This window comes from Thalassospira mesophila, assembly GCF_002115755.1.
Taxonomy (GTDB): domain Bacteria; phylum Pseudomonadota; class Alphaproteobacteria; order Rhodospirillales; family Thalassospiraceae; genus Thalassospira; species Thalassospira mesophila.
The window spans coordinates 21,367-37,804 of the sequence record NZ_JFKA01000006.1 but is presented as its reverse complement, the minus strand read 5'-3'; the positions used below and the strand labels follow the sequence as shown (position 1 = coordinate 37,804).

Below are 16,438 nucleotides of genomic sequence, written 5' to 3'. Positions count from 1 at the left end.
TGCCACAACCCGCGTGTGACAAGGAATTCGTTACTGGTAATTAACGTGCGGCTGGCCGAATGCAAAAACGAACAACACAGCAAAATCCCGCCTTCCGGTACCCACCGGAAAGACATTTTTCTGCATTCCCGGCATGATTGCCGACTTGTTTTTACGCGCGACCATAAAACCCTGAGATGCCCTTCGACACAGAGACGAAAGGCGTTATCGTGAATATCCGAGGAATTGATTTGGTTCAGGTGATGATGTTGCAACCTGCATTTACCGCCAAACAGTGGTCCTCACCACTCTCCAGCTCTGCCGGTGTCACCACCCAATTTATCATGCCCGTATTGCTTCACCAGATGGTGCAAAATACAGACCATTCCCCAAGTCCCCTTTGATCAGATGTATAATAGCCTGACCCGTAAAAAATGAAAAACACCTGGGACACACTGTGAAAAACTTCCCGGTTTCCCCACATTTTCAAGGTGCATTACCCGGCGCACGGCACGTTATGTTCTTTGTTACCAAAAGACTAACGCATGTTTCCTTGCACCGTCACCATGGCGGGCTTTTGGCATGGGCACCGTCGTTGTGGTTGGCGCTCCCGATCTGGCCAATTTGGCGTAGCCACTCTTCATATTCACGGTTTGGTTGACCGCTACCGGCACGCCATTTTTCCGAATATCTGGCCTTGCTTGCCCGCAAATCGCGCGGGGTTAGCCCGAAACGTCGCCGAAAAGCCCGGCTGAAATCGTTGGCGTGGCTAAAACCGTTTATTCTGGCGATCATTGATATTTGATGCTGGGGAAAAAACAACAATTCGCGCATTGCTTTGACCAGGCGTTGCTCGCGCAGAAAATGTCGTACCCCACCTTCTTCACGAAACAAGCGATACAAAGCACTGCGTGAAATTCCGCATCCGTCACAAATCCCGTTTACATCCAACCCTGTGTCACCAAGGTTTTCGCGAATAAACGAACGAATGCGCGTTTCAGCCAATTCATCCCCCATCGGCCCGTCACCAACCCGTCCAGGCGGCCCCATGGCGTTAAGGCACGAAGCGACCATGGAAATCACGGCAGGCAACAAGTCTGTCGCCAGCGGATTATCGAGAGAGGGCAAATTACGATTAAGCAACAAAATATAGTCGCCCAGCAACCGTGCCAAAGGCATGGAAGACGGCAACCGCTGCATATGATGATAATCAGGGTGGTCCAGCATCGGACCCAGGCGGTCCCGCGGGATAATCAGTGATAAATGATTGAAATCGCTGGTCCGGCTTTGCATTTCCCGGGCGAGATCAAACACTACAAGGTCACCAGGGCCGGCGGCTTCTTCGCCATAGGGCGTGGTCCAGGACATTTTACCCCGAACAAATAACTGGATCATAAAATGGTCCAGCCCGTCGCGCGCAATTTCCAGCGGGCGTCGTTGCCATGTCTGCGCCACCGTTGTGGTCTCGGCCAGCATCAGATTGCCGACACGCAATGCCTTGATAACAGCATTGAACCGTCGCGGGTCACGCAAATCTTTCGATGTATCGACATTAAAAATGCAGGAAATACTTTCGCGCCAAACATCGTAGCGCAATCGTTCTTCGATCCTTCCTGTATCGAATACCGACGTCTCTATCACTTGTGCGGGCATAGGCCCCTTCCATCAAAACTGTTACATGAAACAGCCTGATCGCATCAACCTTGTCGCTCACCTACTTGGTTTTGCGACTTAATTATTTTTATTGCGAACAGCCTTAACATCATTGGAAAAGTTTCAACACCCCATTATCGGTCAAGCAAAACCTGAGTGGGCAAAACTATCCTCAAAAGTCGACATATAATACGTAAGTATAATTTCCCAGGCGACTTTCACACAGTCCTGTTCCCAAAAACCATCTTCGCCGCCATCATACTGGCCCGGTTTTACCTGATATAATGGCCGGGATTTCAACAGCACTTACGGCGTCACCTGTCACAACATTACTACTTGACGATATTCCGGGCTTTCGATAACGCTACCCTTCTGGCGCTTCATATAGGAACCATCTGTGCGAATTTTTTCCTGTTTCATCGCAATTATCATGACCCTGACAGTTATACTGCCAGGCATTGAGCGCATGCATTCAGGGTTCGACAGTCTTCATTCCATTGGCACCAGCGCCGCTCTTGATGTTTCCCCCAAAATGCCCCTGGGTGAGCATTCCTCGCATGAGGATTTCTGCGGCATGGCTGTTTGTGGTCCGTTGACGCAGGAAGAAAACGGGTCATGGCATGCCGTTCCTGCCGTAAGGCCTGTTAAGTACTGGGATAAGAACAGCATTCTGGCATCTGTGGATGTTGATGTAAGCGTCAAGCCTCCACGCACCTGAGATAATTCAGTTTTTTTAAATGCGCCCTCTCGTTTGTAACCTTGATCCACCAGACAGGTGGACAAGAACGCAGTCATTTTGCGTGGAGGGGGCCTCCCAACTGATTATCTGTTCAGGAGCATATATATGCCCAAATTCAACTCGCCCCTCATGCGCAGCATTGCGATTTCAGCGTTTATCCTTGGCGCACTTGCTGTTTCCCGGGCACCAGCCTTGGCCGGTGCAGGTCACAGTGGCGGACATGACGCCGAAAATTCGCTCCAAATCGGGGCCCCTGGCAAGATGTCCGATGTGCATCGCACCATCAAAATCACGATGGAGGACAATTTTTACGACAAAGAAAAAATTGTCGTCCGCAGCGGTGAAACGGTTCGTTTCCTTATCGAAAACAAGGGTGAATTCGTTCACGAATTCAACATCGGAACGGCAGCAATGCACGCAGATCACCAAAAAGAAATGCTGATAATGATGGAACATGGTGCCCTGGAAGCCGACAAAATCAACATGTCGATGATGAAGATGGACATGGGTAACGGCATGACCATGAACCATGACGACCCCAACAGCGTATTGCTGGAACCCGGCAAAACCGCCGAGATAATCTGGACCTTTCCAAAAGAGGCAGAGCTGGAATTCGCGTGCAATGTCCCCGGGCATTATGAAAGCGGAATGATGGGCAAAATCAGCTCGCAATAAGCCGGCATCCAGTCCTTTGCGCCAGAGGTATTAATCGCTTGCACCTCTGGCGCACCTGAACTCTTTGGAATCCAGAAATGAAACAGAAATTTGTTCGAAGCATCCTTTCGGGTATGCTGGCGGCTGCGGCTATTGCTATGTCTTCAACAGCATATGCGGCAAATTACGACCTGACAGTTGATTATGTCACAATCGATACCGGAGAAACACAAACCAGGGGCATCGGCTATAACGGGTCGTCCCCCGGCCCGACCTTGCGCTTCACCAAGGGCGAGACCGCGACCATCAGGGTTACAAACAACCTTGATCAGCCGACATCCATTCATTGGCACGGTATCATTCTGCCCTATCAGATGGATGGTGTTCCGGGCATCAGTTTTCCGGGCATTGCACCGGGCGGAACATTCACCTACCAGTTTCCTGTGCAGCAAAGCGGAACTTATTGGTTTCACAGCCATTCAGGTTTTCAGGAACCCGACGGCGCCTATGGCGCCATCCTTATCGCGCCGCAAAAGCGCGAGCCGTTCAAATTTGATCGGGAATATGTGGTTGTCTTAAAGGACAAGCATCCGCATTCAGGTGCCCGAATTCTGCGTAATTTGAAAATGATGCCCGACTATTACAACCGCAAACAGCGAACATTGAGCGATTTTATCGACGATGTTTCAAAGAATGGTCTGACACCGACCCTGTCGGAGCGCGGCGATTGGGGCAAGATGCGAATGACGCCGACCGACATCGAGGATGTGCAGGGATTTGTTGGCCTGATTAACGGAAAGTCTCCGAGGCAAAACTGGACAGGCCTGTTTAAACCAAATGAACGCGTGCGTTTGCGGTTCATCAATGCGTCAGCAATGACTTATTTTGATGTCCGCATTCCTGGTTTGACAATGACCGTTGTGCAGGCTGACGGCAACAACGTCCAGCCTGTCAAGGTCGATGAATTCCGCATTTCGGTTGCCGAAACATATGATGTGATTGTTCAGCCGAAAGAAGAAAAAGCGTACGGAATCATGGCGCAATCCATGGGAAGGTCCGGCTTTGCTTTTGCATCTTTGGCCCCTCGGGTCGGTATGCGTGCAGAAATCCCGCCACGCAGAACGGATGCACCTTTGTTGACGATGGCAGATATGGGGATGGATCATTCATCTATGGGCGGATCTGGTATGGATGACATGTCAGGCATGGACCACAGCACCATGAGCGAGATGGCGGGAATGGATCACTCAGGGATGGGAGCCCCCAAAGCAGATCCGTTTTATGCCTCTGGGAGTGGCTTGATACCAAAGGCCGTGAATGGCGGAAAATTTCTGTCTTATAGTGATTTGAAAGCCCAGAAACCGCTTTATGCCGACAGACCAGCCACGCGCGAAATTGAACTGCGACTTACCGGAAATATGGAACGGTACTCCTGGTCAATCAATGGCATCAAATACGAGGATGCCGAACCAATTCGCCTTAAATACGGTGAACGTGTCCGCTTCAAATTCATTAATGAAACCATGATGTCTCATCCAATGCACCTGCATGGCATGTGGTCAATTCTGGATGCCGGTAAAGGCAAATGGAACCCGGTCAAACATACAATCAACATCAATCCCGGAACCACCGTCTATTCCGAGACAGAGGTGGATGCACCCGGCGAATGGGCCTTCCACTGCCATCTGACATATCACATGGCGACAGGCATGTTCCGCAAGGTCATCGTCGAAGGCGGCCCGGCTGTTGCGGCCCTAAAGAACGGGAGCCAATAAATCATGAAGATTATTAATCTGATTGCAATTGGCTGCGGCGTGATTGCGCCGTTGCTTTCTTTTTCTCTGACGGCAAAGGCAGACAACCCCGTTTTCTACGGCCTTCAGATGGAACAGTTTGAATACCGTGCCGGAGACGAAGGTGAAAAACTGTTTTCCTGGAACGGTGGCGCATTTATTGGCACGGACGAATTAAAGTTACGCTGGCAAGGCGAAGGCGAGCGCGACATCAATGCCGGCATCAATGAAAAACTTGAAAATCGACTGGTTCTCCAAACCCCTGTCAGTGATTTTTTCGACGTCAAAGGCGGGGTTCGTCTGGACACTCCCAAAGGGACGGACCGCTGGTATGGCACTGTGGGAATAACCGGCCTTGCACCACAATGGTTTGAGGTCGATGCCGACCTTTTCGTCAGTGAAACAGGGGATAGCAGTGCGCGACTTGATATCGCGTATGAAGGCCTTATCACCAACCACCTGATTTTGACGCCCTCTGTCGAACTTAATGCCGCTTTCTCGGATGATCCCGAGATTGAGGTTAGCAAAGGTCTTTCAAATATCGAACTCGGGCTTCGTCTTAGCTACGACATTATCGATCGAAGTATCTCGCCATATATCGGGATCGTTTATGAACGAAAACTCGGCAATACGGCCAGTTTAGCCAAGGATGAAGGCGCGGATTACGAAGCAACATTTGCCGTCTTCGGCTTGCGTCTGATGTTCTGAGGCCAATTACCAGGAGGGTGATGCCCTCCAGAACCAACGAATATCTTAAAACCAATCTGAAATCGGGCCGGAGATGTTATCGCGATTTCTCCGGCCCGGGTTTTGCCTGATTAGATGGTCTCAGTCACGCTGTTTTCAGTCGCGGCATCATCAACTGAATTGCCAAGCGGCTTCCGGCTCCAGTACCCGGCCAGAAGCGAGCCGGAAATATTGTGCCAGACACTAAACAACGTGCCGGGCAGGGCCGAAACCGGGGTAAAGAACTTCATGGCAAGTGCGGTAGCAAGACCTGAATTTTGCAGGCCAACTTCAAATGCGATGGTGCGGCAGATTTTGCGATCAAAGCCCAAAAGTGCCGTAACACCATAACCAAGGCACAGACCAATGGCATTGTGCAGGATCACGGCGCAAGCAACGATCAGGCCCACACTCGCGATCGTGCCCGCATTAAGGGCAACGACAATGGCAATGATAACCAGAATGGCCACCATCGACACATAGGGAAAAATCACATCGACCTTGCGGACCCATTTCGATGCAAATTCATTCAGGGCAACACCGAGGATGACGGGCACCAGAACCACCTTGACCAAAGCCAACAGCATCGGCTGGACCGGAACATCAATGCTTTGTCCTGCCAGCAACGCCACCAGAACCGGGGTCAGGAACACACCAATGATGGTTGAAGTAGCAGTCATTGAGATCGAAAGTGCCGTGTCGCCCTTTGCCAGGTAGCACATCACATTGGACGACGTGCCCCCGGCAACGCTACCAACCAGCAACATGCCAACGGTAAGTTCCTGATCAAATCCGAACAGTTTCGCGACCAGCCAGGCCGCAACCGGCATAATCAGGAACTGAAGAATAACGCCAACGATCAGGGCCTTGCGGCTTTTGGCAACATTGGCAAAATCCCTGGTCGTCAAGGTCAGCCCCATGGCCAGCATGATCACGGAAAGTAACGGCACAATCCCCGAACTCAACGATGTGAACGGACCGGGGACGAAAAATGCCAGCAACGAGAGCAATAATGCCCAAACTGGAAAGAGTTGAAGAATCACGAACGTTCCTCCTGTGAAGCAAGTTTTTTATAATGTGGCCCCGTTTGATCTTTTCAGGAGTACTAATTTCGGTGGCAATTCCTGTCAGTTCTGGGGCGTGTTTGAGTTAATCGACGAGCGGTCATTGATAACGACGAACATAATCTTGTTGATGTCTCCCCCTGATAGCACAAGGCAGAACCATCGTTCGGGGGGTGCAAGACACACGACGTTCTTTTTGACCTCTTCCAAGGTCATCATATGACATCAAGAAGACATTCTGGAAATACTATTATTCGGCTCTGGTGGGGGGAATGGACCTGATAATTGTATCATCAGATTGTTTTCTTGTTCGCATCCCACCTATTACGGTCGCACGATGGCCTGCCCACGATCATTATAACAATCCATCCGTAGGTATGGTTTAGCAAACATCGGAACTTTCCATGCTTGATGATACAAGAAACATTTTCCTTTATTTGCGTTTAAAAACGAAGCGCAGCAGAAAGCCATGTCTGTGGTGGACAATCGGATTGACTACAAATTTGAACTATATCGGAGCAAGCTGCATCATGCCCAACAAGAAAAAAACACGGCCTGGATTATTGAGTTGAGCACCGGAACAGTATCCTCTCATCATATGAAAATAATCTGACCGCTGTTCATTTAAGCTAAACTGGTTTATGTTGACAAAAACGCACTCGAATTCTCCAGCCCGAAAGGACTTTTGAAACCGTCAATTTGGTTGAACCACATTTTTTTATTTAAGGATCTTGCCTCGGCACATGTTCCGATACCATTCGGTCTGAATGCGAAATCCTCGCAAACACCCGCTGGCAAGGATCAGACAGGTACCAGCGTTACTGTACTGTCGATGCTTGTAATGCTCATTCTGTGACGAGAAATACCCAATCTCGGGGTGCGCGCCCAACAATTCTGTCTGACAACGACTTGGCGTGCTGATGGAAGACTTTACCGATGTGCCTTTTGTGCAGGCCGACCGCACCGAGGTTACAGCAGGCCCTTTTGCCTTGTTGCCGCACCACTTCCTCTATGACAAGACCAAACCGTCCGGCAACCAGGAAGCAATGGTATTCGATAAACGCATTTATTTTATTGTCGCAATCGCAGTTGTTATCGTTCAAGTGAGCATTTCGGTATTCAGGGATTAGAATGCCCCATTTGGGCAACATCCAGACTGCATGCGGCATCCTGTGAAAAAGGTAATTAATGACAAATTCAGACGACTTATGGGCACTGGAAAAAAAATTCTGGACGGAAGGTGCGGATGGTATCCACCATCTGACCGCGAAAGGCGCTCTTGCCGTCTTGCCCTATCCTGCAGGCATTCTTGTTGATCAAGCCATTTGGCGTGACAATGCAGTGGCACAGCGGTGGCGAACAGTCGTATTCACAGAACCGGTTATGACCCACAAAGGCGATGTCGCTGTTCTGGCCTATCACGTATCGGCAGAACGGGCCGATGTGCCAATTTATGAAGCGCTCTGCACGTCTACCTATTTGCGGGATGAAAATGAATGGTTTCGGCTGTCGCATCAGCAAACCCCGACGGCGCAACAGGATTAAAAAATCGATCGGAGCCAAATGTTTGATCGGCCTGATCGTTCCTGACGAAGACGGCCTTCAGATAAATATGAGACGCATTTTGCAGTCTTTATAAAATACACTCTATTTTTGTTTTTCGCGCCTTCGCTTCAAATTGAGGCCAAAAGTATCCGATTTTCACTTTGAACTTCCACAAAAACTGGAGACAACCCAAATGTCGTTATTTGGCATGATTCTTGTCGTTTTGATCGTGGTTTTTCTGCTTGGTGGTTTTAGCGGGCGCTTTGGCGGCTATGGATATGGCTACGGCCATACCGGTGTGGGCCTGCTCGGCGTGGTCCTGATCATTATCGTTGCTTTGATGCTTCTGGGACGGATATAATATTAACAAAGCCTCACATACAGACCGTTAGGAACCTGCGCTAAAAGTGCGGGTTCCTCTTTCACCAGACAAGACTGCCATCCGCTTTTCTTCCAGAATAGTCGTTCCAGGAGTAGTCATGATGGACCGCCCCCTTAATACCGGGAATTCCCCGGAAGACATCGCATCACATTTAAAATCCGTCCCCGCCACAGCCTCCCCTCCCCCATCAAAAAATTCGACGACACCCGATTTTTATCAGTCCGTGGATCAAAAGGCGCATGCCGCCGTTGCCAGGGCAACTTCGGGGTTGTCACCTTCTGTCCTTGGCGAAGCCTGGATGGATTGGGCGTTGCATCTTGCAATTTCGCCGGGCAAACAATTGCATCTTATGGAAACCGCATTGCGCAATGCACAGGCTCTTTGCCACCAGTCCCTGTCGGGCGCAACAGACGAGGATGACAACACGGACGCGCCCGCCCCAGACAAACGTTTCGCCAGCGACGAATGGCAACAATACCCGTTTAATCTGTGGGCAACAGCGCATCAAATGAACTGGCAATGGTGGCAAGATGCTGTGACGAATGTTCATGGTGTTGCCAAGTCACATGAAGACTTGATGGCATTTGTGGCGGGCCTGACAGTCGATATGACCGCTCCCTCGAATTTCGCCTTGACCAACCCGGACGTAATCTCTGCCACGCTCGACGAAAAAGGTCAGAATCTGGTTCACGGATTGGAAAACCTGGCGCTGGATCTCGACCAGAAAATTCATGGACACCATGTCTCGGTTCCAGAGAAATTCGAGGTTGGCCGCAATCTGGCAACCACACCGGGCAAAATCATTTTTCGGAACGATCTGATCGAACTTATTCAATATACGCCGGTTACCAAAACCGTTCATCCGGAACCCGTTCTGATCGTGCCTGCCTGGATCATGAAATACTACATTCTGGATCTTTCGCCCGAGAACTCGTTTGTCCGCTTCCTGCTGGCACAAGGTTTCACGGTGTTTATGGTGTCGTGGAAAAACCCCGATGCCAGTGATCGCGATCTTGGCATGGAAGAATACCGTAAACTTGGCATTATGGATGCCATCGATGCCGCATTGACAATTACGGCAGCACCAAAACTGCACGCCGTTGGCTATTGCCTTGGCGGCACCTTGCTTTCAATAGCCGCCGCCGCCATGGCCCGTGACGACGACATACGCCTGGCATCGGTAAGCCTTCTTGCCGCCCAGGTCGATTTCACCGAAGCCGGCCCGTTACGTCTGTTCATCAGTGAATCCGAAGTCACAATGATCGAAGATATGATGTCGGAAACCGGGTATCTGTCTTCGGATCAAATGGCGGGTGCCTTTGCTCTGCTGCGTGCCCGCGATCTGATTTATGCACCTGCCATCCGCAACTATCTTCTGGGCAAAAGCGGCAGCAACACATTTGACCTGATGGCGTGGAATGCCGATGCCACCCGCATGCCCTATCGCATGCATTCGCAATATTTGCGCAAATTATTTCTTAACAACGATCTAACTGAAGGCCGATACCGGGTCGGGGAAAAAGCCGTTTCCGTCTCCGATATCCGGGCCCCTATTTTCGCTGTCGGAACAGAACAGGATCATGTGGCCCCGTGGCGTTCTGTCTATAAATTGCACCTGTTTGCCGATACCGACATGACATTCGTCCTCACCAGCGGCGGGCATAATGCCGGGATCGTTTCGGAACCCGGACACCGAAACCGCCATTTCCGCATTGGCGACACCCCGTCCGATGCCCCGTTTCGCGATCCCGCCGAGTGGCTTGCCACCACAACGATTAGCGAAGGGTCCTGGTGGCCAGCCTTTGCGAAATGGCTTGCGCGACATTCAAGCACACAGGTCGCGCCCCCTTCAACGGGAGCACGTTCGGGCCAATATAAGGCACTTTGTGATGCGCCAGGCAGTTATGTAATGCAGCTGTGAAGCCTAACAACCGGCGCCCCCGCCGCAGATCTTCATGGCAGGGGCGCCGGTTGTTCACACGACAGATAGCGGACCCGTACCACGCGGGTTGCCAGCTAACCTGAGCCCACACGCTTGCGATTTACGTCCAAACGCAAAAACGCGTTAAAATTTTTAGTCTTAGCAATTAGTGATCCGATTTTATCGCCAGAATGGAGGGACGTGATAAACCAGTGTCAAATCTGGCTTTCGGCAATATATTTCCGGATCCAGCTTCTAAAGCGTTTGGCAATTGGTTTACGCTGAAAATTTGCTCCAAAAGCCAAAAAGTACGACGTCAACTCAACGCCATATACCATTTCATCAAATGGTGAAATGAGACGCCCGCTGGCAAGTTCCGCCTGTGCCAGAAAAATACTTTCCAGCACAACACCCTGGCCTTCTGCCGCTGCTTCCAGTGCCAGCGTCGAACGATCCAGCCATAATCCCTTGTGGTTATCAGGCAGATCCAGTTCAAACCGTGCCAGATAATCCTTCCAGGTCAACGCATTGTCAGAATGAACAAGCGATGCACGCAGCAAATCTTGCAGGTCGCTCAGGCCGCTTCTCCGAGCATAAGATGGACTGCACAACGGCATAATCCGTTCTGTCAGCAAAGGATGCACATTTTTGCGGTCGACCGGCGGCTCACCATAACAAATCGCAACGTCAAACCGTCGTTCTGCCAATTCTTCAAGACGCGAAAAGGTCTGTAGCCGTATTTGCACCGTCGGGTTCGCATCCCGGAACCCCGCCAGATTGGGCTGCAGCCAGCGTGCGGCAAACGAATGCCCAGATAATAAGTCCAAATGTCCGGCCGATGCCGGCGGGGCAAGAACATCGGTCGCGACAACCATTTGGTCAAAAGCTTTACCAAGTGATGCAGCATAGCTTGCAGCATCGCGGGTAAGCCGAATGCGCCCTGCGTGACGCTCAAAAAGCTGCACACCCAGCCGAGCCTCCAAAAGCTGGATCTGGTGGCTCACTGCGGACGGGGTCACATTCAGTTCTTCTGCTGCCTGCGAAAAGCTTACATGCCTGGCTGCTGCCTCGAAAGTCAGCAGGGATTTCAATGGTGGCAGGGGTTTGCGCGGTGCTTTTCCCATGAATTTTTCTCAACACCCTTCAAGATCATTCCGTTCGCTTCGGAGAAGCTACCACACTTAAAGTCATCGGCACAGGCACCACAAGAATCAGCCTGTATCTGGGATTGCCCTAAACACTGCCTTCGCATTCCGCGCACACCAATACAGAGGTTCCCTATGAAAAGTGACGCCATTGACGCCACCCATGAATTTCTCGTCCGTTACGGTGGCGACACCTTCCCGCGCTTGTTTACCTCTGCCAGAGGAACCGTCGTCACCGACCGCACAGGGCGCCAATACCTGGATTTCACCTCCGGGCAGATGTGCGCGACCATCGGCCACAATCATCCGGCCATTGTCGACGCCCTGCATCGAGCAGGCGACAAAGCCCTGCATTTCTTTTCGGGTATGATTCCAGAAGTGGTTGCCGAACTGGGTGAAACCCTGGCAACCAAATGGATGCCAGAAGGGCTGAATAAATCGATTTTTATCAATACTGGGTCGGAATCAAACGAAGTCGCCCTGCGAATGGCGAAAATGTATACCGGCGGCTTTGAAATCCTGACTTTAGGCGGGTCCTGGCACGGAATTACCGGCGGGGTTAGTGCCGTTTCCATGGCCAGTGACCGCAAGGGATATGGCATTCCCACGCCTGGTGTTTTTGTCATCCCCGAACCCAACAGCTTTCGTCCCTATATTCCTGGTGCAACCGAGGAAGAAGCAGCGTTGGCGAACCTCGAACTCGCCCTTAAAATGTTCGACATGCAAACCACCGGTCACGGGGCTGCGATTATTGCAGAGCCCGTAATCAGTGCTGGTGGCGTACTCGTGCCGCCAAAGGCCTTCATGCAGGCCCTACGCAAGGCCGCCGACGATCGCGGCATGCTGCTAATTTTTGACGAAGCCCAAACCGCATTCGGGCGAATTGGCACCCGTACCGGGGCCGAACATTTCGGCGTCACGCCCGACATTATTTCAATGTCTAAAACACTCGGGGGTGGCCTCCCCATGGCGGCGGTTTCCACAACAACTGCCATCGAAGAAGACATCTTCAACAAAAAGTTCGCCTTCTATACCAGCCATGTCTCCGATCCGCTGGGGGCTGAGGTATCGCTTGCCGTTCTTCGAGTGCTTGAACAGGAACATCTGGTCGAGCGGGCAAATGTCATGGGCCGCTATCTGCGCGAACATATGGAAACCCTGCAGCAAAAATACGAAGCCATTGGCGATATTCGCGGGTTGGGTCTTTTGCTTGGCGTTGAACTGGTCGAGGACCGCAACAGCCGGGAACCTGCGCACGAGCTCGGTGCTCTGACCACACGTAAATGCTTTGAAAAGGGCTTGAGCATGAATATCCGCCGTCGTCCCGAACGCGGTGCTGTCTGGCGCATTGCCCCGCCCCTGACCGTTAGCGAAAGCGAAATCGATCAGGCAAGCGAAATTCTCGACGCGGCTCTACGCGAAAGCCTAGATGAGATGACCCGCCGCCAGTAATCATCCGCCTTTTCCGGATGCGGGGCTCAACCCCCGCATCCGGGGGAAAATATCTTGGCTTCAAACAAATATCAGGGAGATAAAACCATGAAACAACGATATTTATCCATCTTTGGCCTGCTTTTCCTTTGCACAACGCCAGCGATGGCTGACGACACGACCCTTGGTAAGGTTGCCCGCAGTAGTAATCTGACACTGGGATATCGTGAGTCATCCGTTCCCTTTTCCTATCTGGGAAAGGATCAGAAACCGGTCGGCATATCTATTGACCTGTGCCGTGAAGTTGCCAGCGCCGTTCTGGCAAAATATCCGAACACCAATGTTGAATGGGTGGCGGTTAACGCGTCAAACCGTATTCCGCTTTTGCAAAATGGCACGATCGATCTTGAATGTGGCAGCACCACCAATACGGTCGAACGACAAAAACAGGTTGCCTTTTCGGTAGCAACCTTTGCCTCGCAGGTAAGCTGGCTGGTGGATGGCAAGCTTAACATTACTTCCGAAGCCAACCTCAGAAACAAAACCGCTGTTGTCACGCAGGGATCGCTAAATGCGCAGGTCCTTGAAAAACTCAATCAGGAAAAGCATCTGGATCTTCATATTCAACATGGCAAGGAACAAGCTGAATCCCTGATGTTGTTGCGCAGCGGTCGTGCTGCTGGCTGGCTGGAGGATGACATCCTGCAGGCCGGTCTGGTCGCAAGTTCACCCAATTCCGCCGACCTTAAATTCATCCCCAGCAGCTACACCACCGCCAGCTATTATGGCCTGATGATGCGCAAAGACGACCCCGATTTCAAAAAGCTTGTCGATGACACCATTATCGGTCTGATGAAAAACGGATCCTATGTCGCACTTTATGAAAAATGGTTCGAAAAACCGATCCCGCCTAGCAACATTTCGCTGCACCTGCCCATGAGCAACGCACTTAAGGAACGGGTCAAATCTCCCAGTGATGCGCTGGCGCCATAACCCCCTGCACAAAACCCAATACGCCGGGCCGTTAATCGAAAAACACGGTCCGGTTTCGCCTTTTGCAGGAAAAGAACAAAAAAGGATCGCAATGTTCGAGCTGTTATCCCAACCTGCCCCTGATGGTGGAACCTACGGAAAATGGCTGCTTTCCGGCCTAACATGGACCATGGCGCTGGCGATCGCGGGCTGGGCCATTGCCTTTGCCGTCGGTGTCGCCATTGGCACCGGACGTTGTCTCTCCGGTCGCACCATCCCCGCCATTTGCCGGGTTTATGTCGAAATTTTCCGCAACATCCCCCTGCTCGTGCAAATGTTCCTTTGGTATTTCGTTCTGCCAGAACTGCTACCGCCCAATTTGGGCGACTGGCTTAAACAGCTTGCACCGCCCTGGGGAAATTTTCTGCCAGCTGTCCTGTGCCTTGGACTTTATACAGCATCTCGCGTTGCAGAGCAGGTCCGTGCCGGTATCGAAGCCCTGCCACCCGGGCAAAAGGAAGCCGCAATCGCCCTTGGGCTTCATCCCCGGCATGTCCAATATTACGTTATCGTGCCTCAAGCCCTGCGGCTGCTTATTCCCAGCCTCACCTCCGAAGTGATGGGGATTTATAAAAATACATCTGTCGCCCTGACGATTGGCGTAATGGAGCTTACCGCACAGGCCCGGCAGATCAGTGAAATGACCTTTCAGACATTTCCCGCCTTTGCCGCAGTCACTATAACCTACCTCGTCCTCGCACTGATTGTCTGGGCCGGCATGACATGGCTTGAACATCACCTTGCGGCGCCAACGTCCACAGCGTGCGATCCTCGCCCGGTTTTTCTCCCGCCGGTAAAGGAAGAAAACCGATGAATAATTTTGATGTCTCCTTCATTCTCGATAGTCTGCCTTACCTACTTAAGGGATTACAATTTTCACTGATACTCACAGCCGTTGCCTTTTCCTGCGGAATTGCACTCGGAACCATTCTCGCACTTTTGGTGCATTTGAGAGTTCCCGTGCTTGGATTGATTGCCAAAACCTATGTCGCACTTATTCGCTCCATTCCCCTTATTATGGTGCTGTTCTGGTTCTTTTTTCTGGTACCGCTTTTTTTAGGGTGGCTTTCAGGGGCCTCACGTCCTGTCCCGGTCGGCGCAACATGGACGGCCTTTATTACATTTGCCCTGTTTGAAGCCGCCTACTACTGCGAAATCATCCGCGTCGGGCTGCGCGCCGTCCCCAAAGGGCAATTTGAAGCCGCAGCGGCCCTCTCGCTCAATCCTTGTGCAACCTATCTCCATGTCATTCTGCCCCAGGTGTTTCGGGCGACCGTACCCATTATTCTGACCCAGACGATCATCCTCTTTCAGGATACATCCCTGGTTTATGTGCTCTCGCTAACTGACCTTCTTGGCGCAGCCAGCAAACTTGCACAAATCAGCGGCCGTCTGACCGAATTTTATCTCACCATTGCTCTCATTTATCTCGTGATCTGCTTTGGTGCCTCCCAGCTTGTCTGGCGCCTGCGCAAAAAGACCAAACTGCAATAACCACCCAGAGGCCTATTATGCTCAATCAATCGGATCCCATTCTTCGCCTGGAAAATATCGGCAAATATTACGGACGGTTTCAAGCTCTGGCGGATATTTCGCTTTCTGTACAGATCGGGGAAAAAATCGTTATTTGCGGGCCGTCCGGTTCGGGAAAATCAACACTCATTCGCTGCGTTAACCGCATTGAAGCCCATGATAGCGGGCGAGTTATTGTGGCCGGGCACGAACTCACCGCAAAAACCCGGCAGATTTCACAAATCCGTCAGGATGTCGGCATGGTATTTCAGTCTTTCAATCTTTTTCCGCATCTCACCATTTTGCAAAACTGTATGCTCGCGCCAATAAAAAGCCGAGGACTTGATCGCAGCGATGCCGAAAAAATCGCCCAAAACCTGCTATCAAAGGTGCATATTGCCAATCAGGCGCATAAATACCCGGCCCAGCTTTCCGGAGGCCAGCAACAACGCGCAGCCATTGCCCGCGCCCTATGCATGAAACCGCAGCTCATGCTTTTTGACGAACCCACCTCTGCCCTTGACCCTGAAATGGTGCAGGAAGTGCTTGATACCATGGCAGAACTCGCAAGCGAGGGTATGACCATGTTGTGCGTCACCCACGAAATGAGCTTTGCCCGGCAGGTCGCCGACCGCGTTATCTTTATGGCCGATGGCCGCATTGTTGAAAGTAGCCCTACCGAAGAGTTTTTCCGCAATGCCCAATCAGAAAGAGCCCGAAGTTTTCTAAGAAGAGTAGATTTGTGATCGGAGAGTGCGAGTATCTACTTTGCGACTGGTCATGCCGCAAGTTGTGACGGCAGACGCCGCGATGATTCAGCAAGCGCAAATGCTCAAGACGTCTCGTAATCCATTACGATAAG

At 51.4% G+C, this 16,438-nt stretch carries 16 protein-coding genes; 13 read left to right on the top strand and 3 right to left on the bottom strand.

The features are described from left to right. Positions 1-540: 540 nt before the first annotated feature. Positions 541-1,632 (bottom strand): helix-turn-helix domain-containing protein, encoded by a 1,092-nt coding sequence (locus tag TMES_RS14200; protein WP_085583674.1) that lies wholly within the window; start codon positions 1,630-1,632, stop codon positions 541-543. Positions 1,633-2,029: 397 nt separating this feature from the next. On the opposite strand from TMES_RS14200, the gene TMES_RS22645 reads away from it, so the two are divergent. From TMES_RS22645 to TMES_RS14185, 4 genes are all read left to right on the top strand, one after another. Then, positions 2,030-2,350, top strand: a complete 321-nt coding sequence (locus TMES_RS22645) for a hypothetical protein (protein WP_143589664.1) — start codon at positions 2,030-2,032, stop codon at positions 2,348-2,350. A gap of 57 nt (positions 2,351-2,407) precedes the next feature. Then, positions 2,408-3,046, top strand: coding sequence for a cupredoxin domain-containing protein (locus TMES_RS14195; protein WP_245835438.1), 639 nt, complete (start codon positions 2,408-2,410; stop codon positions 3,044-3,046). A gap of 77 nt (positions 3,047-3,123) precedes the next feature. Continuing rightward, complete coding sequence (locus tag TMES_RS14190; protein WP_085583672.1) at positions 3,124-4,800, top strand: copper resistance system multicopper oxidase; 1,677 nt, start codon at positions 3,124-3,126, stop codon at positions 4,798-4,800. A 3-nt stretch (positions 4,801-4,803) separates the two neighbouring features. Further along, the gene (locus TMES_RS14185; protein ID WP_085583670.1) at positions 4,804-5,526 is read left to right on the top strand and encodes a copper resistance protein B; all 723 of its coding nucleotides are present in this window, start codon (positions 4,804-4,806) and stop codon (positions 5,524-5,526) included. 110 nt (positions 5,527-5,636) lie between these two features. On the opposite strand, the gene TMES_RS14180 is transcribed toward TMES_RS14185, so the two are convergent. Then, a complete protein-coding gene (locus TMES_RS14180) occupies positions 5,637-6,587 on the bottom strand; it encodes a bile acid:sodium symporter family protein (protein WP_085583668.1) in 951 nt (316 codons plus the stop codon). A gap of 941 nt (positions 6,588-7,528) precedes the next feature. On the opposite strand from TMES_RS14180, the gene TMES_RS14175 reads away from it, so the two are divergent. From TMES_RS14175 to TMES_RS14160, 4 genes are all read left to right on the top strand, one after another. Continuing rightward, complete coding sequence (locus tag TMES_RS14175) at positions 7,529-7,738, top strand: hypothetical protein (RefSeq protein ID WP_085583667.1); 210 nt, start codon at positions 7,529-7,531, stop codon at positions 7,736-7,738. 253 nt (positions 7,739-7,991) lie between these two features. Then, on the top strand, positions 7,992-8,153 hold the full coding sequence (locus TMES_RS23200) for a hypothetical protein (RefSeq protein WP_211275926.1): 162 nt from the start codon (positions 7,992-7,994) through the stop codon (positions 8,151-8,153). 193 nt (positions 8,154-8,346) lie between these two features. After that, positions 8,347-8,514, top strand: coding sequence for a DUF3309 family protein (locus tag TMES_RS14165; RefSeq protein WP_085583665.1), 168 nt, complete (start codon positions 8,347-8,349; stop codon positions 8,512-8,514). A 118-nt stretch (positions 8,515-8,632) separates the two neighbouring features. Then, the gene (locus TMES_RS14160; protein ID WP_085583663.1) at positions 8,633-10,456 is read left to right on the top strand and encodes a PHA/PHB synthase family protein; all 1,824 of its coding nucleotides are present in this window, start codon (positions 8,633-8,635) and stop codon (positions 10,454-10,456) included. Positions 10,457-10,671: 215 nt separating this feature from the next. On the opposite strand, the gene TMES_RS14155 is transcribed toward TMES_RS14160, so the two are convergent. Then, positions 10,672-11,580: a LysR substrate-binding domain-containing protein gene (locus TMES_RS14155; RefSeq protein ID WP_085583661.1), complete on the bottom strand. Its 909-nt coding sequence runs from the start codon at positions 11,578-11,580 to the stop codon at positions 10,672-10,674. Positions 11,581-11,736: 156 nt separating this feature from the next. Between TMES_RS14155 and TMES_RS14150 the strand changes: the two genes are divergently transcribed. The 5 genes from TMES_RS14150 to TMES_RS14130 all read left to right on the top strand — a co-directional run bounded on the left by TMES_RS14150 (position 11,737) and on the right by TMES_RS14130 (position 16,322). Then, on the top strand, positions 11,737-13,053 hold the full coding sequence (locus TMES_RS14150) for an aspartate aminotransferase family protein (RefSeq protein WP_085583659.1): 1,317 nt from the start codon (positions 11,737-11,739) through the stop codon (positions 13,051-13,053). A gap of 87 nt (positions 13,054-13,140) precedes the next feature. Further along, the gene (locus TMES_RS14145; protein WP_085583657.1) at positions 13,141-14,025 is read left to right on the top strand and encodes an amino acid ABC transporter substrate-binding protein; all 885 of its coding nucleotides are present in this window, start codon (positions 13,141-13,143) and stop codon (positions 14,023-14,025) included. Between the two features lie 91 nt (positions 14,026-14,116). Continuing rightward, positions 14,117-14,878 carry an amino acid ABC transporter permease gene (locus TMES_RS14140; RefSeq protein WP_085583930.1) on the top strand — a complete coding sequence of 254 codons (762 nt, stop codon included), beginning with the start codon at positions 14,117-14,119 and terminating at the stop codon, positions 14,876-14,878. Then, positions 14,875-15,558, top strand: coding sequence for an amino acid ABC transporter permease (locus tag TMES_RS14135; RefSeq protein ID WP_085583655.1), 684 nt, complete (start codon positions 14,875-14,877; stop codon positions 15,556-15,558). The genes TMES_RS14140 and TMES_RS14135 overlap by 4 nt, the downstream gene beginning before the upstream one ends. Positions 15,559-15,575: 17 nt before the next feature. Then, positions 15,576-16,322, top strand: coding sequence for an amino acid ABC transporter ATP-binding protein (locus TMES_RS14130; protein ID WP_085583653.1), 747 nt, complete (start codon positions 15,576-15,578; stop codon positions 16,320-16,322). Positions 16,323-16,438: the final 116 nt, after the last annotated feature.